23 protein-coding genes and 1 pseudogene are annotated in these 19,546 nt (G+C 67.8%); 9 read left to right on the forward strand and 15 right to left on the reverse strand.

The annotated features are described in order from the left end of the window. Window positions 1-86: 86 nt before the first annotated feature. From G448_RS0112540 to G448_RS18455, 8 genes are all read right to left on the reverse strand, one after another. Entirely contained in the window at window positions 87-1,490 is a 1,404-nt protein-coding gene (locus G448_RS0112540) for an FtsX-like permease family protein (RefSeq protein ID WP_026408264.1), read from the reverse strand. Between the two features lie 14 nt (window positions 1,491-1,504). Continuing rightward, the gene (locus G448_RS16570) at window positions 1,505-2,317 is read right to left on the reverse strand and encodes an ABC transporter ATP-binding protein (protein WP_051269043.1); all 813 of its coding nucleotides are present in this window, start codon (window positions 2,315-2,317) and stop codon (window positions 1,505-1,507) included. Window positions 2,318-2,710: 393 nt separating this feature from the next. Further along, a complete protein-coding gene (locus tag G448_RS18915; protein ID WP_315559307.1) occupies window positions 2,711-2,941 on the reverse strand; it encodes a DUF4276 family protein in 231 nt (76 codons plus the stop codon). Continuing rightward, window positions 2,938-3,093: a DUF4276 family protein gene (locus tag G448_RS18920; protein ID WP_245572329.1), complete on the reverse strand. Its 156-nt coding sequence runs from the start codon at window positions 3,091-3,093 to the stop codon at window positions 2,938-2,940. Before G448_RS18920 ends, G448_RS18915 begins: the two co-directional genes overlap by 4 nt. Continuing rightward, the gene (locus tag G448_RS0112560; RefSeq protein WP_026408265.1) at window positions 3,090-4,241 is read right to left on the reverse strand and encodes an AAA family ATPase; all 1,152 of its coding nucleotides are present in this window, start codon (window positions 4,239-4,241) and stop codon (window positions 3,090-3,092) included. The genes G448_RS18920 and G448_RS0112560 overlap by 4 nt, the downstream gene beginning before the upstream one ends. A gap of 9 nt (window positions 4,242-4,250) precedes the next feature. Then, window positions 4,251-5,030: a 5'-methylthioadenosine/S-adenosylhomocysteine nucleosidase gene (gene mtnN / locus G448_RS0112565; RefSeq protein ID WP_026408266.1), complete on the reverse strand. Its 780-nt coding sequence runs from the start codon at window positions 5,028-5,030 to the stop codon at window positions 4,251-4,253. A 193-nt stretch (window positions 5,031-5,223) separates the two neighbouring features. Next, window positions 5,224-5,610, reverse strand: a complete 387-nt coding sequence (locus G448_RS18450) for a type II toxin-antitoxin system VapC family toxin (RefSeq protein ID WP_026408267.1) — start codon at window positions 5,608-5,610, stop codon at window positions 5,224-5,226. Next, a complete protein-coding gene (locus G448_RS18455; RefSeq protein WP_026408268.1) occupies window positions 5,610-5,837 on the reverse strand; it encodes a FitA-like ribbon-helix-helix domain-containing protein in 228 nt (75 codons plus the stop codon). Before G448_RS18455 ends, G448_RS18450 begins: the two co-directional genes overlap by 1 nt. A gap of 249 nt (window positions 5,838-6,086) precedes the next feature. Between G448_RS18455 and G448_RS19295 the strand changes: the two are divergent. From G448_RS19295 to pdxR, 3 genes and pseudogenes are all read left to right on the forward strand, one after another. Continuing rightward, a pseudogene (locus tag G448_RS19295) lies at window positions 6,087-6,411 on the forward strand (IS1634 family transposase); the annotation flags it as partial. 58 nt (window positions 6,412-6,469) lie between these two features. Further along, entirely contained in the window at window positions 6,470-6,820 is a 351-nt protein-coding gene (locus tag G448_RS19300; RefSeq protein WP_425393665.1) for a glutamine amidotransferase-related protein, read from the forward strand. A gap of 489 nt (window positions 6,821-7,309) precedes the next feature. Then, entirely contained in the window at window positions 7,310-8,785 is a 1,476-nt protein-coding gene (gene pdxR, locus G448_RS17820) for a MocR-like pyridoxine biosynthesis transcription factor PdxR (protein WP_169720854.1), read from the forward strand. A gap of 666 nt (window positions 8,786-9,451) precedes the next feature. On the opposite strand, the gene G448_RS19305 is transcribed toward pdxR, so the two are convergent. From G448_RS19305 to G448_RS16590, 6 genes are all read right to left on the reverse strand, one after another. After that, the gene (locus G448_RS19305) at window positions 9,452-9,700 is read right to left on the reverse strand and encodes an NAD(P)H-dependent oxidoreductase (protein WP_169720855.1); all 249 of its coding nucleotides are present in this window, start codon (window positions 9,698-9,700) and stop codon (window positions 9,452-9,454) included. Beyond that, on the reverse strand, window positions 9,700-10,047 hold the full coding sequence (locus tag G448_RS17830) for an AzlD domain-containing protein (protein ID WP_084436747.1): 348 nt from the start codon (window positions 10,045-10,047) through the stop codon (window positions 9,700-9,702). Before G448_RS17830 ends, G448_RS19305 begins: the two co-directional genes overlap by 1 nt. Further along, a complete protein-coding gene (locus tag G448_RS17180; protein ID WP_026408270.1) occupies window positions 10,044-10,799 on the reverse strand; it encodes an AzlC family ABC transporter permease in 756 nt (251 codons plus the stop codon). The genes G448_RS17830 and G448_RS17180 overlap by 4 nt, the downstream gene beginning before the upstream one ends. After that, the gene (locus G448_RS17835) at window positions 10,796-11,602 is read right to left on the reverse strand and encodes a B3/B4 domain-containing protein (RefSeq protein ID WP_084436748.1); all 807 of its coding nucleotides are present in this window, start codon (window positions 11,600-11,602) and stop codon (window positions 10,796-10,798) included. The genes G448_RS17180 and G448_RS17835 overlap by 4 nt, the downstream gene beginning before the upstream one ends. Before the next feature lie 277 nt (window positions 11,603-11,879). Beyond that, on the reverse strand, window positions 11,880-12,734 hold the full coding sequence (locus G448_RS16585; RefSeq protein ID WP_211228022.1) for an AlbA family DNA-binding domain-containing protein: 855 nt from the start codon (window positions 12,732-12,734) through the stop codon (window positions 11,880-11,882). 83 nt (window positions 12,735-12,817) lie between these two features. Beyond that, window positions 12,818-13,327, reverse strand: coding sequence for an S-ribosylhomocysteine lyase (locus G448_RS16590; protein WP_156911038.1), 510 nt, complete (start codon window positions 13,325-13,327; stop codon window positions 12,818-12,820). A 183-nt stretch (window positions 13,328-13,510) separates the two neighbouring features. Between G448_RS16590 and G448_RS0112615 the strand changes: the two genes are divergently transcribed. Further along, a complete protein-coding gene (locus G448_RS0112615; protein ID WP_245572331.1) occupies window positions 13,511-13,903 on the forward strand; it encodes a YvaD family protein in 393 nt (130 codons plus the stop codon). A 73-nt stretch (window positions 13,904-13,976) separates the two neighbouring features. Here the strand turns inward: G448_RS0112615 and G448_RS0112620 are convergent, their stop codons facing one another. Beyond that, the gene (locus tag G448_RS0112620; RefSeq protein ID WP_026408272.1) at window positions 13,977-14,522 is read right to left on the reverse strand and encodes a TetR/AcrR family transcriptional regulator; all 546 of its coding nucleotides are present in this window, start codon (window positions 14,520-14,522) and stop codon (window positions 13,977-13,979) included. A gap of 273 nt (window positions 14,523-14,795) precedes the next feature. On the opposite strand from G448_RS0112620, the gene G448_RS0112625 reads away from it, so the two are divergent. The 5 genes from G448_RS0112625 to G448_RS0112645 all read left to right on the forward strand — a co-directional run bounded on the left by G448_RS0112625 (window position 14,796) and on the right by G448_RS0112645 (window position 19,478). Continuing rightward, complete coding sequence (locus G448_RS0112625; RefSeq protein ID WP_026408273.1) at window positions 14,796-15,131, forward strand: DMT family transporter; 336 nt, start codon at window positions 14,796-14,798, stop codon at window positions 15,129-15,131. Window positions 15,132-15,223: 92 nt separating this feature from the next. Beyond that, window positions 15,224-16,093, forward strand: a complete 870-nt coding sequence (locus tag G448_RS16595; protein ID WP_051269049.1) for an alpha/beta fold hydrolase — start codon at window positions 15,224-15,226, stop codon at window positions 16,091-16,093. Window positions 16,094-16,385: 292 nt separating this feature from the next. Next, window positions 16,386-17,246 carry a PI-PLC domain-containing protein gene (locus G448_RS18280; protein WP_051269050.1) on the forward strand — a complete coding sequence of 287 codons (861 nt, stop codon included), beginning with the start codon at window positions 16,386-16,388 and terminating at the stop codon, window positions 17,244-17,246. A gap of 73 nt (window positions 17,247-17,319) precedes the next feature. Beyond that, window positions 17,320-18,693: an MFS transporter gene (locus G448_RS0112640; protein WP_026408274.1), complete on the forward strand. Its 1,374-nt coding sequence runs from the start codon at window positions 17,320-17,322 to the stop codon at window positions 18,691-18,693. Then, window positions 18,690-19,478: an inositol monophosphatase family protein gene (locus tag G448_RS0112645; protein WP_026408275.1), complete on the forward strand. Its 789-nt coding sequence runs from the start codon at window positions 18,690-18,692 to the stop codon at window positions 19,476-19,478. The genes G448_RS0112640 and G448_RS0112645 overlap by 4 nt, the downstream gene beginning before the upstream one ends. Window positions 19,479-19,546: the final 68 nt, after the last annotated feature.

A 19,546-nucleotide genomic window follows, 5' to 3' on the forward strand; every position in this document is an offset into this window, starting at 1 on the left:
AGCGCCGTGGAGAATCCTCGGCCCCGGGCTCCGACAGGCCGCTCGGGAATGAGGCGCGGCGAGCGGGCAGGGGCGGGCGCCCCGGCTCACGCGGGCTGACGGAGCCTGTCCATCATGGGGCGGCGGTCGAGCAGAGCGGGAAGCCAGGTCGTGGCCACGGCGAGGACCAGGACCACCACGACCACTGGCGCCAGGATCCCCAGCGGTAGGCCCGCGATGAGGACGCGCATCCCACCGCTGGAGAACAGGGCGGCACTGGCGGCGCTCAGGACGGTGACGGCCGATCCGAAGAGAATGCCGGTCGTGGCGTAGATGGCGCCCTCGAGGATCGTGGTCGCCATGAGCGTGGAGCGCCTGGCGCCGATGACGCCCAGCAGGGCGTTCTCCTGCCGTCTCGTGGAGCCGACCATGGCGATGTTGGCGACGCCGCCCGCACCCGAGATGATGAAGATGGGGACGGCGATGGCCAGGAATCCGTTGACGGCATCGGTGGTGCCGGTGGCCCGGGCCGTCCCCACGATGGAGTAGACCACCCCGGTCATCCCGACGGCGATACCGAAGGGGACGATCGTCGTCAGGCTCATGGTGGAGCGGTGGCGCGCGTTGGCACGTGCTGCGAACCAGGCCGGGCTGCGCCCGGGGATCAGCGAGGTCCAGCCGGTCAGGAGAGGGCGGATGGTCCAGTTGGGGATGCACAGGACGGCGATCATCCCGAGCAGGACCATGCTGCCTCCCAGAGTCCCCGGGTCCTCCGCCCTGTGCGCGGCCATCTCGGTGGCCGTCTCCGGATCCAGCGCTCCGGTGGCGGCCAGTACGTTGGGATCGACCAGTGTGATGACCGCGACCGCGACCACGCCGAGGAGGAGGACTCCCGCGACGACCCACTGCCAGACGCGGGTGCGGGCGGCCGGGGCGACCGCCTCGCGCAGGGCCTGCATCTCGGGTGTGGACGCGGCGCGTCGGGCGGCGCCCAGCCCGCCCAGGAGGCTGAAGGCGGTGGTGAGCCCGATGGTCAGGGGTGGGGCGAAGACGGGCATGATCACGGGCATATCGGCGGGGTACAGCTCGAGCTCGCGCCAGGTGAGCAGGTACCACCTGGTGACCGGCGCGGACAGGAGAGCACCGATGAGGCCGCCGAGCAGCCCGACAACGCCGATCTGAGCCAGGATGATCCTCCGGATGCGCCGACTCGGGATCCCGATGATCTTCCACAGGGCGTGGGACCGCGCCTGCGCCGCGACCGTCAGCGCCAGTGTTGTGGAGATGACGACGGCGACGGACAAGCCCGAGTAGGTGATCAGGTTCGACCCCAGGATATGAGTCAGTCCGATGTACTCCGAGGAGCTGCTCTGGGCCGTGGACCACTGCAGGGCGCTCCACCAGGAGACGATGATGACGCCGATGAAGGCGCCGCCGGTGGTGGTCACCAGCAGCGACCACAGCCACTGCCGGGCGTGGTGGCGCATATCCTTCCAGACGAATGCGGTCATGGGGATCGATCTCCTCACCGGCAGTCGGCCCTGGCGGCGGGGGTATGGGCGGAGCGGACCAGCTCGGCGATGCGGGCGGCGTCGCGGCTGTCGGACCACGTGATCAGGCGGCCCCCGCTCATGACCGCAACGGCGTCGGCCATGGAGGCGGCCTCGACGTCGTGGGTGACCATGACGACGGTCGCTCCGTGCTCGACCAGGCGGCGCAACCATTCCAGGACCGTCCGCCCGGAGCTCAGATCCAGAGCCCCGGTGGGCTCATCGGCGAAGACGATCCTGGGCTGAGAAGCCATGACCCTGGCGATCGCGATCCTCTGACGCTCGCCGCCGGAGAGCTGATGGGGCTTGAGCCCGGCGCGGTCGGCCAGTCCCACCGCCTCCAGCGCCGCCGTCGCCCGCCTCCGCTCCGAGGGGCGGCCCGCCAGGCGGGACGGCATGGAGACGTTCTCGACGGCGGTCAGGGAGGCGATGAGGTTGTAGTCCTGGAAGACGAATCCCACGTTGCGGGAGCGGAAGTCGGCTCGCTTCGCCGGCGTCAGGGACGTGATGGTCGTGCCCAGGAGGCTGACCCGTCCATCGGTGGGCTCATCCAGACCCGCCATGATGTGCAGCAGGGTCGACTTTCCCGATCCCGAGGCCCCCACCACCGCGGTGAAACTGCCTGCGGGCAGGTCGGCGCTCACCCCGTCCAGGGCGACCACCCGGGCATCCCGGCGTCCGGGGACCTCGTAGACGCGGGTCAGCCCCCTCACCGAGATCGCGGGGCCACCGGGATCCCTGCGTTGGGGGGGAACCGATCCCGTGCGGGCCATCGGCTGTGCTGTCATGAGGCGTGCTCCTTCTGGTTCGGTCGACCGTCGCGGGGGATGCGAGGCGGCTCGTCGCGTTGTCTCGCCGCCCGTGCGGCTATTGGGTCACCCGCCCCGCTTCCCCCACCATTCCGCAGTCGCGTGGTCATATCGATCCTGCTGGCCGGACAACGGGGTGGGGGTGGCCCCACCCCCGTCCCGGAGACGAGTCCCCGGGACGCGCGCATCCGCCGTCGGGAGGCGGGGCGGCTCCGACGGCGCTCCGGCACCGCTGGGACGCGCATGAGCCGGGGGCCGAGGGAGAGGTCGGCAGCACGAGCATGGGGACCAGACCGATCACCGCATGAGCCGGGGCCGACGGAGAGGTTCCGAGAGCCGGGAGGACCTCTGAGAATCGTCGAGCCCAGGGTCTCAGGACAGGAGGTCCTCCCACCAGGCGGCGAAGGTGGGGCAGCGCGCCAGAACGGCCGACAGCCCGGCCTCGGCGACGAGCAGAGGGCCGGTCACGGTCTTGAGGTAGCCGGGATCGGCTCGCAGAAGGCGCTTGGACGGGGCGGTGGAGGGCCCGTGGTCGATCCGCTCGGGACCTCCGGCGCGAGCGATCTCGCGGCGCAGTCGAGTCAGCCCCCGGGCCGGGATCAGCCCTCTCCGCGGCGCGCGCCGGCGGGGGTGGCCGACGTGATGACGATGACTGGTGCGAGGTGAACCCCTCGCGCCAGGGCGGCCGGCGCGAGGACCTCGTCGACGAGAGCCTCCTCGGTCTGCCCCTCGACGAGGACGACGACCCGCTTCATGTGGTCGGCCCCTCGTGCGTCGGGCGCCCGCCCAGCAGGTTCATCTCCCACAGGCTGCCGGTCGAGTAGTCCTCGAGGAAGGCTCCGAGAAACTCCTCATCGGGGCGGGAGGCCTGGGTGGCGCCCTCGGTCCTGTCCAGGATGATGATCTCGCGCAGGTTGAAGTGGGAGACCAGCGGCACCGACTGGGTGGCCAGGATGACCCTGTGCCCGCTGCGTCCCGCGATGCGGGCCATCTCGGCCAGAACGCCGATGGCCGCGGGGTGGAGTCCGAGCTCGGGCTCGTCCAGGACCACGGTTCCCGGGAGATCGGGTCCCAGCAGCAGGGTCGCCAGGCAGATGAACCGCAGGGTGCCGTCGCTGGCCTCGCGCGCCAGGAAGGTGCGGTCCAGTCCCCGCTGCCTCCAGCGCAGCCGGATCCGTTCCGAGGGATCGGCGCGCAGGACGAAGTCGTCGAAGAAGGGCGTGACGCGCCGGACCGCGGAGACGATCCGCCGGTAGTGCTCGGGGTGCTCGCGCTGGACCCTGTGGAGATAGGCGGCGATGTTCTCCGCGTCCGACCGCAGGCTCAGGTCGTCGCCCACGGTCGACCAGCCCTTGACGGGGGCGTTATGGGAGACATCGTCGAAGTGGAAGACGCGACAGCCCTCCAGGACGGGACGCACGTACGCGGCGAAGTTCCGGAGTTTTCCGGAGATCTCCGACTCGGCGATGCGGCGGACCCGGCTCTGCGTGCCGAAGCCCAAGTACTCGTCATAGGGGCGCCGGCGATGACGGCCCGCTTGGAAGAGCAACCACTCGTGCAACTCCGCCCGTCCCGAACCGCTCACGTCATCGGTCTGGAGCGCCACCCGGTAGCCGTTCCGCCTGTCATCCTCGTCCAACCCGGACATGAGCTCGATGCGAATCCGCTCCGCCCGGTCCTCCTCATCCTCGAACAGCAGGTTGCTGATCCCACCGCGCCGGCGCAGGTACTCCTGGAAGGAGTCGTCCCAGATGCGCGAGACGAGCTCCAGGGCGCTCACCAGGTTCGACTTGCCCGAGCCGTTGGCGCCGATGAGCACGGTGACGTCCGACGTCAGCTCCAGCTCCAGGTGCCTGATCGATCCGAGCCCCTCGACGAGGAGGTGCTCCAGTCCGGCAGTCATGCCGTCAGCCTAACGGCGCGGCCCTCGGTTCAGAAGCGCCAGCACCACGGCGGCGCTGCGGGCGGCGGCCTCCTCGGCGCCGATGTGGAAGTCCTGCCCGGCCTCGGGCCCGCACAGGTCCGAGACCCCGCGCACCGAGAGGAAGGGGATCCCCGCGCCCGCGGCCACCTGCGCGAGCGCCGTCGATTCCATGTCCGTGCTCACGGCCTCGGGGAAGAGCTCGCGCGCACGGCCCGCATTCGCCGCGGTCACGAAGGAGTTCCCGGAGAGCATCTGGCCGGTGCGGATCCGCGCCGAGCCCGACGACGGCGTCGCCCCGGCCAGGGCGGCGGGCCCCACCGCGGCCAGGCGGGAGAGCAGCGCGGGGTCCCCCTCGAAGACGGCGGGCTGGCCGGGCGTCTGGCCGTACGCGTAGCCGAAGGCGGTGGCGTCGGCGTCGGTGTAGGCCAGGGCGGTCGAGGCGCACACGTCCCCGACCTCGACCTCGCGACCCAGACCGCCGGTCGTGCCCGCGGAGACGATGGCGTCGGGCCTCACCCGGGTCAGGATCGTGGCCAGCGCGCTCGCGGCCGCCACCAGCCCGATGCCGCTGCGCACCAGGATCAGCTCGTGTTCGGCCTGCTCGCCGGGCAGTCGCAGCGACCGGGCGCGGGCCTCCCCGAGCGGGGTCGGCGGCTCCGGCTCAGCAGCCCCGCGCTCAAGCAGGGCGTTCAGGAAGGGCTCGGCCTCCTCGGCCATGGCGACCACGACGACGGCGGCGACATGGCGGGCGGGGCTTGCGGCGCTCATGACGGCGAGCCTACGCCCCGGGCCCGTCGAGGGCGGACGGACGGGCCCGCCGGCAGGATTGGAGGGACGCGACGGGACTCGTGCCCGTGCGTCCGGGCCTATGCGGTCCCGTCCCCGACGGGCACCGGCGGGTCGCGCTCGTCGAGTCGGGCACGTCCGGCCTCGTCGGGCATGATGCCTCGGCTGCCGCCCGTCACCGTGGTCCGGGCAGGACGCAGATGTCGCAGGCCGCACTCAGACGCCGGTCCCAGGTCAGCACTCGGCAGTCCAGTGAGGCGGCCAGAGCGACGTACACGGCGTCGTAGGCGGAGATGTTGTGATGCCACGTCCAGGCCGCTCCGAGCAGGGGCGGCAGATCCGTCCAGGCGAGGCCGAGGTCCTCCAGGTCATCCAGAGCGGCCTCGGCGCGCCGGACTGCGAGATGGCCTCCGCGCACCATGCCCCGCAGCACGGACAGGACCTCGACGGCGAGCAGTTGAGGGGCGTAGATGTCGTCCGCCCCCAGCGCTGCCTCCACGTCGAGCCCGCGGTCGGTGCCCAGCAGGAGCTCGGCGGCGGCCGAGGCGTCGAGGACCCACATCAGGACCGGCTCTCGCGCTCCTGCGCCAGGACCTCGGCCGCCGGAGGCAGCTCGTTGCGCCCCCGGTTCCGGATGCGGGCGTAGACCTCGGCGCGACTGGGGCGGGATGCCGTCCGAATGAGCTCTCGCAGAAGGTAGTCGCTGAGTGAGCGGCCCTCGCGCGCCGCACGAGCCTTGAGCTCCCGGCTGGTCTCCTCGGGAACGTTCCTGATCTGAATGGTTGACATGCAAAGTGCATATCACGCATGCGATAGGCATGCAATGGTGCGGCTCGCTTCCGGGCTCGGTTAGCGTCGGCGCTGCGGGTGGCGTCCGACCTGACTCATGACGCCTTAGTGGGTTGTGGGGAGGTCGGCGTGAGTTTTCGTTGGTATTGCAGTGTTGGGGGTCTGGTGGCGGGGCACTAGGAGTCCGTATGGCGTGCTGGTGCGAGCCCGTTTCTGCGCAAGGTCAGGACCGCTTAGGGGGCTACGGCGGTGCAGGTCGCGGTCAAGGACGACGGTGTGCGCCGGATTGTGGAGCACCTGGGCCCGGCCCATGACGAGGCTGGGCCAGCGGCCCTGCCGGGGGCTGGGCGGCAGAAGATCGCTGCCGAGCAGGGCCAGGGGCCGCTGGACCTGGAGTCCCTGGAACCGTCACCTGGGCGCACCGGCCTGGCCGGCGCCACGGTGGAGACCGAGCGCTCGGCCTTGTTGTGGGGCGTCCTGCACCCGCCTGGGACCGGGCGAGGCCTATTGATGTGTTCGGGCGTTTGAGCAGATGGTCGCCGCCCGCCTGATCGAGCTGAATTCCAAGGCCCGATCCTCTGGAGTTCGAGGGCCGTCTGCCAATACTCGGTGTATGTCTCGGTCATCAAGCCATCGGTGCGGCCTACGGTGCGCGCGTGAAGACCGCGGCACATATCATGCACGGAAAGACCGGTAGAGTCCCTCACGATGGACGTGGTTTGTTTTCGAATGCAGAACAGCGCATCGAGGTTGTTCGATATTACTCGCTCATAGTGGATCAAGCATCCCCTCCCGACCAGATTATTGTGACGGCACGTTCGCTCGACGACGGGTGCGTCACGGGCCTTCGCCACCGTCACTTTCCGATCGAATCGGTCCAGTTCCATCCGGAGAGTGTTGGCTCGACTTCCGGCCTGCGTATGCTTCGATCCTCTATCGAAACATACGTCGAGCACCCACGACCGGTATCAGGACTGGATTGATCTCGACGCCGACAGACTTGCAATTTCAGTTGGTCGACCGGTATCAATTCGCTTGCAGATCACTGTGGGCGGGTTCGATGAGCAGGGATTAGGGAGCCAATGGTGAGGCACTGGTCTTCGATGTCCCGGACACTGCGTTATGGTGCGCAACGGCCTACCGCACCCACGTACGACGAGCAGCCAGGACCGATGGCGGCGACGGGTCATCGGTCGCGCTCATCCGCGTCGTAGAATTAGAAATTAGAAGCAGGAGCTCATTGCCTCCGCGCGTCGAGTCGTAGTACAATCACAGATGTGCTTGCGCAGTCCCTGAACATCGCGCGTCGACAACAACGAATGTCGCTCCCTCGGCCGGGAACAGGCGGTTCAAGATGAAAATATCTATTTTATATGGAATGCTCGATGGCTCAAGGCCGCGCCTGGTGGAGTTCCACTCCTTTGCGTTGCGGTTATACTCGTGCGACCCAAATCTCGAAGGTGGCATGCCGTATGATTAGAAAACCGTCAGTCGATTGGCTGCAGATTACTGTTGATCGTCGCCAGGATGCTCCGATAAGTCGGCAGATATTTCAACAGATTCGCTCCGCAATACTGAACGGCCGTCTCCGCGATGGTGATCGTTTGCCCTCATCGAGAACACTGGCAGAGCATCTGCGAGTCTCCCGAACCACGCTCCTGAACTCTTACGATCTCCTCTACGAGGAAGGGCTCATAGAAGCACGACGGGGATCGGGAACAACCGTCTCTGCTGTCATGACGGATTCCCTGCACATCGATGACGCCGCTCCACAGATCTCCCAACCCAAATATGCGACGCCTCTCCCCCCGGAGTATGAGCACTCGTCCGGCGTCCCGTATGATTTCCGCCCCGGGACGCCGGCCTGGGATCTATTTCCCCGGGAACTGTGGGCCCGAACGATCTCTCGTGTGGTGAGACGCCTCGATGCCAGTCATGTCGGTTACGGCCCTGCTGAGGGAGCCTGGTCTTTGAGGAAGGCGCTCGCCCGGCATCTTCGCCTTGAGCGCGGCATGGTTATGGATGCCAATGAGATTATCATCACCTCCGGGGCGACTCAGGCGATTGACTTGCTGTCGCGAATTGCGATAAGACCGGGCGGGGTTGTGGTCGTCGAGGATCCGTCGCACCCTGTTCTCCGAGAAACATTTCGACGAGCGGGAGCCTTCATCGTCCCTGTGCCAGTGGATGAGAACGGGTGTCAGATCGAAAAAATCGAAGCCGAACTGATTCGGTATGGGAAAACGGGCGACGAGGTGCAGTTGATCTACCTGACCCCGACCTGCCAGTTTCCCGTCGGGTCCTCGCTCTCAATGGAGCGTCGTGTGTCGGTCCTCAAATGGGCTCGTGACCGTGACGTTCTCGTCATCGACGATGACTACGACGGCGAGTTGAATCGCAACAGCGACAGCGCTCCGATGTTGCACGAGCTCGATTCGCGGAGCACGGCTCACATCGGGACCTTCAGCAAAACCATGTACCCGGGACTGCGTTTGGGATATGCGGTACTCCCAGATGTCGTTAGAAGCAGATTCATTGAGGTCAAATGGCAAAACGATCGACTCACGCAGATCATTGAGCAGTATGCTTTGTCGGAATTCATGGAGTCCGGACGGTACCGGCATCACGTGCAGACAATGGGTCGCGCGTACGCCAGAAGGTGGAGGCATCTGGCGGCGAACCTCCGACTGTGCTTTGGCGATCGCGTGTCAGTGCGCGGAGCAAAGGCGGGACTTCACCTGCTGGCGTCCATAAAAACTCGTTACGCAGCTCGCTCTGTTGCAAGACGTGCTCTGTCAAAAGGTGTGCGAGTGCATCCTGCGGAGAATTTCTATTATGAATGCGCACCGCCAGAACCGGCTACCTTTTTACTCGGATACGCATCCATGACGGCCGGGGAGATGAAGGCGGGTCTCGACAGGCTCGCTACCGCTGCGGGCATCCGGTAGACATCTTGGAGCGCCCTGATCTCAATGAAATTATTGAGTTCTGTCTGCTGCCCTGATCTGACGATCTTCCTGGGCCTGGAGACCCTGGGACTGATTGCGGTGGGCCAGTGCCTACCCCAGGGCGGGCGGTGATCGAGTGCCACATGCCCGTCGGCTTCGAGGACCCGTTCTGCAGGTCCTGCGGGGCTCAAGAAGTAGCGCGCGGGAAGTGGCTCGGCGTCTGGCGCACGTGCCGATGGGGGTGGGGTGGCGGCCCAGCGACCTGGTGTGGCGCGTGCGGCGCTTCGCCCGCCAGCGCTGCCCGCGGGCGTGGAGGCAGGAAACCTAGGCTCTGGCCCAGCCGCAGGCGCGTCTGACCCACCAGGCGGGGCGACGAATACGCTCGTCGTCATCATCGACCTGACCCTTGTACGTGACCAGCCGGTCCGGCTCGCCTGTTGGGCATGGCCCCGAGCCGTTCCAAGAAGGTCCTCAGGACCTGGCTGGCCGCCCGAGGAGAGGAATGGAGGCAGAAAAGTGGCCACGGGGCGGTTTCCCCGGGATCGGGAACGCTGCCGGCGAAGAGTTCCTCGCGGCTTGGGCGGTGATGGATCCCGTCCACGTGGTCGCCCTGGCGGCCGGCAAGGTCGACGAGCGCCACACTCCGGTGGAGGTCGCCTGGAGCGTCTACCTCTGCTGCACGATCCCGTTCACTCCGTCATCGATAGCGCAGACCGATTCCCGTGTATTGCAGTCGCCGCAGAGCCCACAAGGGCCGACGATGTTCTCGTCGCGGAGATGTATGATCCTCATATCAATGGAATGGCAGGAGGCGAAACGTTCGGCGGCGTACTCCAGAAGCAGATCCGTGTTGCCACGAGGACGTTCAGATCCGCAGATTCCAAGGACGCGTATCACGTCGTGATCAGGGCGCATCAGATGAATCCTCGCGTCATGTAGTGGACGGCGACCGCGGTGACCACCGTTGCTCCAACAACACTCGCCGTAGAGAACTTCTTCAAAAGAGTCATGACGGTGGCCGTCGTTGTGGATGCAATGCCAACCCATGTGTTCGTGGGATCCACGGTGATGGTGCTGGGGACGATGAGTGCGCTCAAGACGGCCAGAGGCAGCACCTCAATCAGACGCACTTTTTTGTGTCCTTGCCCGTCCTGGCTCATCGTGTCCACACGCTCCGGCGCAGCATGATTGATCACCAGTGGAAGAACTCGGAGCGCGAGTGTTGCCAGGGCGCACAATACCACGGCACTCAATGCCTTCATCCGACCTCTCCCCCCTCGGGCGACAGGTGAGCATCGTCTGCATCCTCTTCATGTCCCTCAAGGTCTCTTGTCGTGCGCTTGCCGACCTCGAAAGCCAGTGCGGCCAGGACGGCCGCGGCGATCAGGCTGAAGGTCGCTCCGAGGAGCGGAGTCAAAATCGTCGATGACACGGCTGCGGTGGCGCTCGTCATGGCGACGAGGCGATTTGATATGACGTGCGGAAGCACAAGGAAGATCAGTAGGCCGTACAGCGCCGATGTGACTGCCGGCAGCACATCTGTGGGAATGATGGACCCTGCGCTGATTCCCGTGGCCGTGAAGACGGCGGTCGCCACATAGGGCGGGATTTGAAGGCCCAGGATGTATGCCGTGGACTGCGGACTGGTCGTCTTGTTCTCACCGTACATGGCGACGGCGTACACTTCCTCTGTCAGAAGTGGGCCGACGACGATCTTACTGAAGAATGATTGGACTTGCCGCCGACTCTTGAAGGATTCTGCTAGTAGTGCGTACCGCAGGTTTATAAGAATGACGGTCGCAATGGTGATGAGGGCTCCGGCGCCGGCGGAGAACAATTGAATCGCGGCGAACTGGCCGGCACCGGCGTATAGCAGCACGGACAGACTCATGATGAGCATGCGGTCGAGCTGCATCCCGACGCCGACTGCGCCGAATGTCAGGCACACGGGCATGTATCCAAGAACTATCGGCATGGAGTCGCGGAGGCCTCGGAGGAAGTCGGTTCGCTTCATTCGTCTTCAGCCACGATTGCGATGTCGTCGAACGTGGTCTCAGGGCAGTCCGCCGATAGGAGATGCGTACGCAGGATTGGGAACTGAGAAAGTACCTCGGCCTGGCGGATCTCTTCGCAAGTGCGGCTGACGATATCGGAACTGCCGGGGATGACGGACTCGACGGTAATTAGGATATTGCATGAGTGGCGCGTAATTCGAACGTCGTGACTCTGTTTCCAGTTCCAGCGTCTCGAATGAGCTTTTGATTCGCCATCGACATATATGATCTCCCCCCGGCCCACCTGCTCCTGACGCTCGGGCCTTCCTAGCGGAGTGTAGTACTCTTCGCCCGTTGCCCTCCGAACGAATAGCGCGCCAGACGCAACGCCATTGAGATCGCAGGCGGCCACCGGAAGACCGGTATCAAGGGATGTCGCGTTGCAGACGTCCACGATTGCGCCAAGTCGAGGCAGGTCCTTCCCCTTGATCACCCTGGACCCCAGCGCCTCCGATGCACAGGGGAATCGCTTGGGGTTGACTCCGGCCCTGCGATATGCCTCCCGCCAAGCCGCTATCCGCGGAGATGCGATGAATGCGGCGACATCGGAGTACTCTTTTCGTATCCGCTCCTCCGCCTCCGCCAGTGTCTTCGAGGATCTACTGGTCTCGCATGCCAGCCCGGTCGTGGGGGCCCGCAGCATGATGAGGCCCAGGACGTAATGAGGGGAGAGGCGAAAAATCTCGTCCTCCACCGCAATGGCCAACTTCGTTTCTTGAGTCCCTTCGGTCGATCGCGGAGAGGGCTCTGCTTCGACTGCCATTCGTGGTCCTCCGGCGAAATTTAGCGGGTTGCGACTCGCGGCCGCGTTGACGCAAGCATAGGCGGGAGCCTCGGCATGACCGCCAGAGCCACTTCAGAACAGGCATCCATACCACTTCGGATCATCGACTCCCTGAATCTGTCCCGCTGCGAGGAAGACCGTCGCGTCGTGAGAAGTGCGTTCATCGACGAGGCCCCAGCCGCAAGGCCCATGGCACGAGCTGTGGATGGAAGGCTTTTCGGTGGGAGTCTCTCGCAACTTTGTCGCCGGGAGAGGCTCACCGATCGGTTGAGGGGCGCCGAGCCTGTTCGGGGGCGCCGGTCGGGCGGCGATGATAGAGCAGGTAGGCGCCGATCCGGCTGCGCAGGGAGGGGCGCACCGCGTGCGGCCAGCGCTGGGCCACGTAGGTCACGGCGTCATCGACCTCGAGGCGCTGAGTGGAGTTGCCGGCCCGCACCCACAGCTCGCGCCCGCCCTTGCCCTTGGGGCCGGACAGGTACACGGGCACCGGCGAGGGCGGAATGGTGACCCGGCAGACGTCGCCGGCCTCGTCGGCCGGGGCGAAGTCCAGGCTCGGCAGCGCGGCGGCGTTCGCGCCCAGGCGGGCGCGCCACAGGTCGCGCAGGAAGAGCTCGTAGCGGTCGGCGTCCTCGTGGCGCAGAGTCGTGTAGTCCGGGCCCAGGCCGATGAGGCGACCCTCGTCGTCCACGCCGAGCAGCAGCGTGCCGCCGCGGGAGTTGAGGAAGGCCGCCACCGTCTTGGCCGTGATGGTCTCCATGGCGTCGTCGCGCTTGCCGGTGCGCAGGTTGACGCGCGCGGAGGACTTGAACTCCAGGCGCTCGGACTCCCCGCGGCGAGCGACCTCCCCGATCGGGTCGAGCCTGGGCTCGTGCTGCAGCCAGGCGGTGACGAAGGACGTGAGGACGATGACCCCGATGGCGGTGGCCACGGCGCAGATCAGCAGGCGCGTCGCCCACAGGTAGTCCTCGTCGAAGAGCCAGGCCCCCAGCGCCAGCCCGCCCCACAGGCCGAGCAGGGCCGTCAGAGTCGCCGCGGAGGAGGACAGACTCGTGCGCCAGCGCCTCAGGATGCGGCGGGTGAGACGGCCCACGAGGTAGGCCAGCAGCATCATCCCCGGCTGCAGGAGGACGGTGAGCAGAAGGTCCGGGCTCTGCGGGACGACGACGACGTCGTGGGCGGTCGAGTCCAGCGGCGTCACGCGCGGACGTCCTGCGCCGGGCCCTCGAGGTCGCCGGGGATGACGACCTCCCACTCGGAGCGCTCCGCGAGGAAGTCCCGCACGGCCGCCTGCGCGGCCTCCAGGGAGTGGTTGGCGCCCCAGCCGCACTGCACCTCGTTGGCGGCCGGGACCTCTTGGGCCCGGAGGACATCGCGGAGGGTCGCCTCCAGCAGTGGCAGGAACTCGGCCGGCTCCAGGCCCAGGGTCAGGGCGTAGAAGCCGGTCTGGCAGCCCATCGGGCCCCAGTCGATGAGCCGGTCCGTGTGATTCCTCATGAGCTCGGCCGTCAGGTGCTCGATGGAGTGGACCGCTTTCATCTCCAGGTGATCGCGGTTGGGCTGGCAGAAGCGCACGTCGTACTTGACCAGCTCGTCGCCGCCCGGCAGGCGCTTGCGGTCCGCGATCCGCACGAACGGCGCGACCACCCGCGTGTGGTCGAGGTTGAAGGACTCCACGTTCATCCGGTGCCTGCTCCGCTCGCTCATGTCCCCAGCATAGACCTGTGGGCCTCCCCACATTCACAAGTAAACCGGACAACCGGTACAGTCATCGTCGAACGCGCCCCGGAGGTCCCCGGCGGCTTCGGTCGTCGCGCCGGGAGGGGGCCCGCCGGGCGTTCCGGGAGCGGGGCCCTGCGTGAGGATCATCGCGGCGAATCGGGAGGGATGATGCGCAACGCCAAGGTCGTGCTCGTGGTCGTGGACGTCTGCTTGATGGCCTACTGGGCGGCGACCGCGATGCATCTCATTCCGGCCGACAGGGCCTTCAAGGACTACGAGGACGCCACTATCCAGGCCTGGAACTGGTCCTTCCTCCCCCTGGACTCCCTGGCCGCGGCGCTCGGTTGCTGGGGAGTGCACCTCGTCGGCAGGGGGCGGCCGTTCGGAAGGGAGATCCTGATAGTCGGGCTGACCCTCACCTTCTGCGCGGGACTCATGGCCGTGTCCTTCTGGGCGCTCTACGGGGACGTCAACCTCGGGTGGTGGGCGCCGAACATCGTCCTGATGATCGTTCCGTGCGTTCTGTACGGGAAGCTCCTCCGCGAGGATCCCCAGCGGTAGTCGATCGGACACGGATGCGGCCTGCTCCGACGCCGCTCGGCCCGTCCGGCCCCGCCGGGCCGCCCGATCGCGGTCAATCCTCCCGATAGGGCCTCACCATCTCCGTGAGGAGCTCGATGGTCTTGGCGCGGGAGCTCCGGCTGGGGGCGGCGAGCTGCAGCGTGTCGGCCAGCCAGAGCCCGTCCACGGCGTAGCGCACGGTGGAGACGACGTGAGGCGGAATCCCGTCGGAGTGCAGGCGCTCGTTCCAGCCGTCGTACCTGCGTCGCAGGAGCCCCAGCGCCTCCGAGTCGACGATGACGGCGGCGAGCATCGCTATCACTCCTCGGGACGCCGGGCCGTCGGACCTGCTCGCCGACCGGATGTAGGCCTCGACGGCCGAGCCGGGAGAGTCGTCCGCCGCCTCGAGGAGGCGATCGAACTCCCGGGTGTACCTCTCGATCAGTCCCTCGACGAGGTCCTGCTTGGACGCGAAGTGATAGAAGAGGCCGCCCTTGCTGACGCGCGCCTCTTCGGCCACGGACGCGATCGTCAGGCGATCCCCTCCATCGCGGACCAGGATCCTCTGCGCGGCGTCGAGGATCCTGTCGCGAGTGAGGGTCTGCCGAGGCTCCGGCACCGAATCGCCCCCTCCTGCTTCCTCTTGCGACGCGCTTCCCGATCCCAGCCTACAGGCACCGCCGAGCCGGGCGGGGGCCTCCGCCGCTTCGACGGGGGTGCGGGAGCGCTGCTCTCCAAGGCCCTGCGGGGTCGGGCGGGACCTCTGCGGGGCCGGGGATCCCGAGGGGCCGGGGATCCCGAGGGGCCGGGGGCCTGCGCGCCGGTCGTGCGGCGCCCGCCGAGTGGCGGGCGACATGGTGATACCGGACGTCCGGTATAGTAACCTGTCGGCATGCACATCTGGCTCTTGCTGACCGCCATCGGCGCCGAAGTGCTGGCGACGAGCTCACTGCGCGCTGCGACGGACGCCGCGGCGGCGTGGACCTGGTGGGCGATCGCCGTCTGCGGGTACGGGGCGTCGTTCGCCCTCTTCTTCGCAGCGCTGCGTCACGGTGCGCCGCTGGCGGAGTCGTACGCCGTGTGGGCGGGTCTGGGGGTGGCCGCCACGGCGGTCGTCGGCTGGTTGGTGTTCTCCGAGAGAATGCCGTTCGCCGTGGTCGCCGGCATAGGCCTGGTCGTGTCGGGCGTCCTTCTCATCGAGCTGTGCGGGCGCGGAGGCCACTCCTGATCCGATGGCGCCGCGGCTCCCGCCGGTTGCGACGGCCGTGAGCGGGCGCGACCGCAGGACGTAGGAGCGGGCGGAGGGGCAGGATTGGGGGCATGAGTCACCCTCTCGCCCGCGTGATCGTCGGGGCCGATGACGCCCCCACCCTGATGCTTCTCCACGGGATCACGGCGTCGGCGGTCTCCCAGACCGACGCCATCGACCACTGGGCCGCCCTGGGCTACCGGGTGGTCGCCGTGGACGCCCGTGGCCACGGCCTGTCGCCGCGCTGGACGCCGCAGGAGCTGGAGCGCGCCGGCGAGGTCCTCGTCGACGACGCCGTCGCGGTCCTGGAGGACCTTCTCGTCCAGGCCCGCGGTCGGCGCGCGCTGGACCTGGTCGCCGCTCCCCCGCCCGTCGTCGTCGGCCACTCCATGGGAGCGGCCACCGCCATGGTCGTGGGCGGGCGCCGCCCCGAGCTGGTCTCCGGCGTCGTCCTGCTCGACCCGGCCCGCTACGGCTCCCGCGGCCCCGCCGAGCTGCTCGCCCGCGGTGCCGCGCGCGAGCGGGCCCGTGCCGCCGAGCTCGCCGATCCGGCCGCCGCGGTGGCGCGCGCCCTGGACGACGTCGAGATCCCCGACTCCGAGGCGGTCGCGGGGGTGTGGGCGAGCCAGCGCATGGACCCGGCGCTGCTGCGCACCGGCGTCGTCGCACCGGAGGTCGAGTGGGCGGAGGCGATGGCGGCGCTCGCGGTCCCCGCGCTCCTGGTCACCGGCGACCGGCCCGGTGCGGCGCGCGTGGGGCCCGAGGGGCTGGAGGTCGTGAGGCGGATCGCGAACCCGGGGGTGACGACGGCACTCGTTCCCGGAGCCGCCCATGACGTGCGGCGCACCCGCCCCGGGGGCTTCTACGACGTCGTCGATCCTTGGCTGGCGGGCGTGCTCCGCCCGCGGGAATCGGAGCAGGGCCCCGCCGACGGCGCCTGAGAGCGCTCTCGGGGGCGGGCGCCGGCCGGGCGGTCCTGCTCGCCCGCGCCCCGGTCCCGGGTGCGTCCCGGGGCGACCGCCCGATGGTCCGGGCGCCCGCCCCGCACGAGTCCTCCCGGCTTCGCACCGGTGAGGACCGGGCGTCCGCAGGCCACAACATGTGGTACACGTCATATCAAACGGCGCACCTTCCATCTTGTGCAATCGATTGAATTCAATGAATATCTTGTTCACAGGCGGAGATCTCCCCACCTCCGTCGTCTCAATCTCATGACAAGGAGGTCGTTTTGAGATGAAGGACGCCGACTGCGCGCAGCGCACCGCCGAGGTTCCGAAGGGCCGCTCGCCGGCCGACTGGATGTCCCGCATCGACGACGATGTCGCGCTCGATCGCCTCGCAGTGCCCGGAACGCACGACACCATGACCCACCGCTGCGACGGGTACACCACGACCCAGAGCCTGTCCCTGGTCGAGCAGCTGGACTGCGGCGTGCGCTTCGTCGATATCCGGCTGCGGCGGGACGGGAGCATCGCTCACCGCTACTCCCCGACCGGGTACGACATCGACGACGTCCTGGGCGCCGTCGCCGACTTCCTGAAGGCCCACCCCGGCGAGACGATCCTCATGAGGATTCAGAACGCCAACGAGGACAAGGACGACCTCCCCGAGTACAGCGAGACGCTCGCGGGCGTGGTCCGCGAGCACCTCGGCCTCTTCCGCCTTCCCGACAGCCCCGTCCGCTGGCCGAGCCTCGGGAGGGCCCGGGGCGGGATCGTGGCCCTGGAGTGCAACCCGGCGGAGTTCGACGCGAGCGTGGTGGACGGCACCAGGTGGGCCTACCGCTGGCACGACAACCCGGCGATCGAGCTGCAGGACCTGTGGGACGGCCCGGCGGTGGAGGACAAGATCGCGGCGATCACGGCGCTCATCCGGCCCGTCGATGGGTCCGACCACCGGCTCAGGCTCAACCATGCCAGCGCGACCAACGGCGAGCCGGGGAACCCGCTCCGGTGGGCGCGCATCGTCAACCCGAGGGTGGCCGACGCGCTCGACTCCCGGGCCGCGCGCGCCGAACGGCCGATCCCGGGCGTTCTCATCTACGACTTCGTCACCGCCGACCTGGCGGCCAGGACCATCTCCCTCAATCAATGACGACCCTCCCGCAAAGGAGCGGGCGGGGCGGCGCCCGGCCGCGGCCGGACGCATGACATCTCGAAGGACACCCATGAGCGCATTCATGAATCGGTACGGGTTCACCCGTGCCTCCCTGCTGCGGTTCGTGTTCATCACCGCGAACGCCGAACTCATCTACATGTTCTGGAACCTGCGAACGTCGCTGACGACGCCGCTCATGGCGGCCTTCGGCATCGACAAGGCGCAACTGGGCGTCATCGCCGGCCTCCAGGGCTTCATCATGCTGTTCCTCACCATCCCCCTGGGCTGGGCCGGGGACAGGTTCAAGACCCATCACGTCATGATCGTCAGCTCGGTGGTCTCCGGGGCGGTCGCCATCGTCCTGGCCCTCATGGTGCCGGTCTCGCCGTCCGGGTTCTGGATCGTCGTCGGCGGGTACGGCCTCATGCTGGTATTCACCGAGGCGATCTACAAGACGACCAACTTCAAGGCCATCTCCATGACCACCGACGACACCCACCAGGCGGCCGTCTTCGGACTGTTCGAAATGGGGCGCGGTGTCATCACCTTCATCGAGGGCGCCCTGTCCCTGGCCGTCTTCCAGTGGATGGGCGGTGCGATCGCGGGGCACGAGGTCGCCGCCATGCGGTGGACCATGATCATCTCCGCCGGCATCACCCTCCTGTCCGCCCTGCTCGTCTTCTTCGCCTTTCCCCGGTCCGCCCGCATCAGGGCCCGCACCACCGGCGACAAGCAGGAGGCCTTCACCGTCAAGGACCTCCTGGGTGCCCTGAGGATCCCCGATGTGTGGATCACCGGTCTGTCGGCCTCCTGCGCCTACGGCGTGTTCGTCATGTGCGCCACGCTCCTGAACACCTACCTCGTCGACGTCTACGGCCTGCCCGCCGTCATGGCCGGCTCCATGGGACTGATCATCTCCGCGGCCCGCATCGTCGCCCCCGGCGCGGCGGGCCAGCTCGCCGACCGCCGCTTCCGGTCCAGCGCCCACCTGTTCTGGATCCTGTTCGCCATCATGGCGGCCATGCTGTTCCTCGAGGTGCTCCTGCCGAAGCCGCAGGCGCCCACGCCCACCAACTTCGGCCTGCTGGTCCCCGCGTTCGTCGTCATCTTCACGGCCGCGTTCTGCTGCTACATGATCCGCGGCATCTACTACTCGCCGATCGGCGAGGCCGGGATCCCCAGCCGTGTGCGCGCCTCCGCCATGTCGGCCGCGACCACGATCGGCTACACCCCCGCCCTGTACGGCACGTACTGGTTCGGCTCGATCATCGACCGCAACGAGGCCGCGGGCGATATCGTGAGGGGCTATAACATCGTCTTCATGATCCTGGGCGTCTACGCCGTGCTCGGCGTCGTCTTCGCCCTGGTGCTCAGGAGGCGCTGGGACGCGCGCGCCCGCGCCGCCCGGAAGGACGCCGTGAAGGAGGAGGTGAGCGCTTCATGACGGCACCCGCCGACGAGAGCCTCCAGCAGCTGCTCGTGCTGGCCATCGACGTCGTCGAGGAGGCCGCCCGGACCGCCGACCGGAGGCCCGAGGCGCTGGAGATCGGGACCAAGGCGAACCGCAACGACCTGGTCACCCAGGTGGATCGCGCCATCGAGGACGCCGTGGCCCGCCGTCTGCTCGACGAGACCGGGCTGCCTCTCCTGGGGGAGGAGGGGCACGCGATCGACTCCTACTCCGGCAGGGTCTGGGTGCTCGATCCCATCGACGGGACCATGAACTACGTCGAGACCCGGCGCGATTACGCGGTCTCGCTGGCCCTGTGCGAGGACGGCGAGCCCGTTCTGGGGGTCGTCGCGGATGTCGCGCGCGGCGACCTCTACAGCGCTGTCCGGGGCGGGGGGGCTTTCCTCAACGGCGAGCCCCTTCCCGTGGTCGAGGCCGACAAGGGGTATCGGGACGGCATTATCGTCACCGATCTCAAGGAGATCCTCGCCCTGCCCAGACTGGCCCGCTGCCTGGAGGAGTCGCGCGGGCACCGCCGCTACGGCTCCGCCGCGCTGGAGTGCGTGGAGATCGCCGCCGGGCGCGCGGGGGCCTTCGTCCACCTGTGGGTCTCTCCCTGGGACGTCGCGGCGGCCGCCGTCATCTGCCGGGAGTGCGGTGCGAGGGTCACCAGGCTCGACGGCACGCCTCTCGATGCATGTCACAAGGGCTCGATCCTCGTCGGCACGCCGCTCGCTCACAAGGAGCTGCTCGCCCGCCTGGTGACCGATCCCTGCTGAGGGCGCGATGCCGGTGCCGCCCGGCCGTGGGCGCCCGCGGAGCCGCCGCGGGCGCCCGAACGGTCCGA

This window comes from Actinomyces gerencseriae DSM 6844, from assembly GCF_000429265.1.
GTDB classification, from domain to species: domain Bacteria; phylum Actinomycetota; class Actinomycetes; order Actinomycetales; family Actinomycetaceae; genus Actinomyces; species Actinomyces gerencseriae.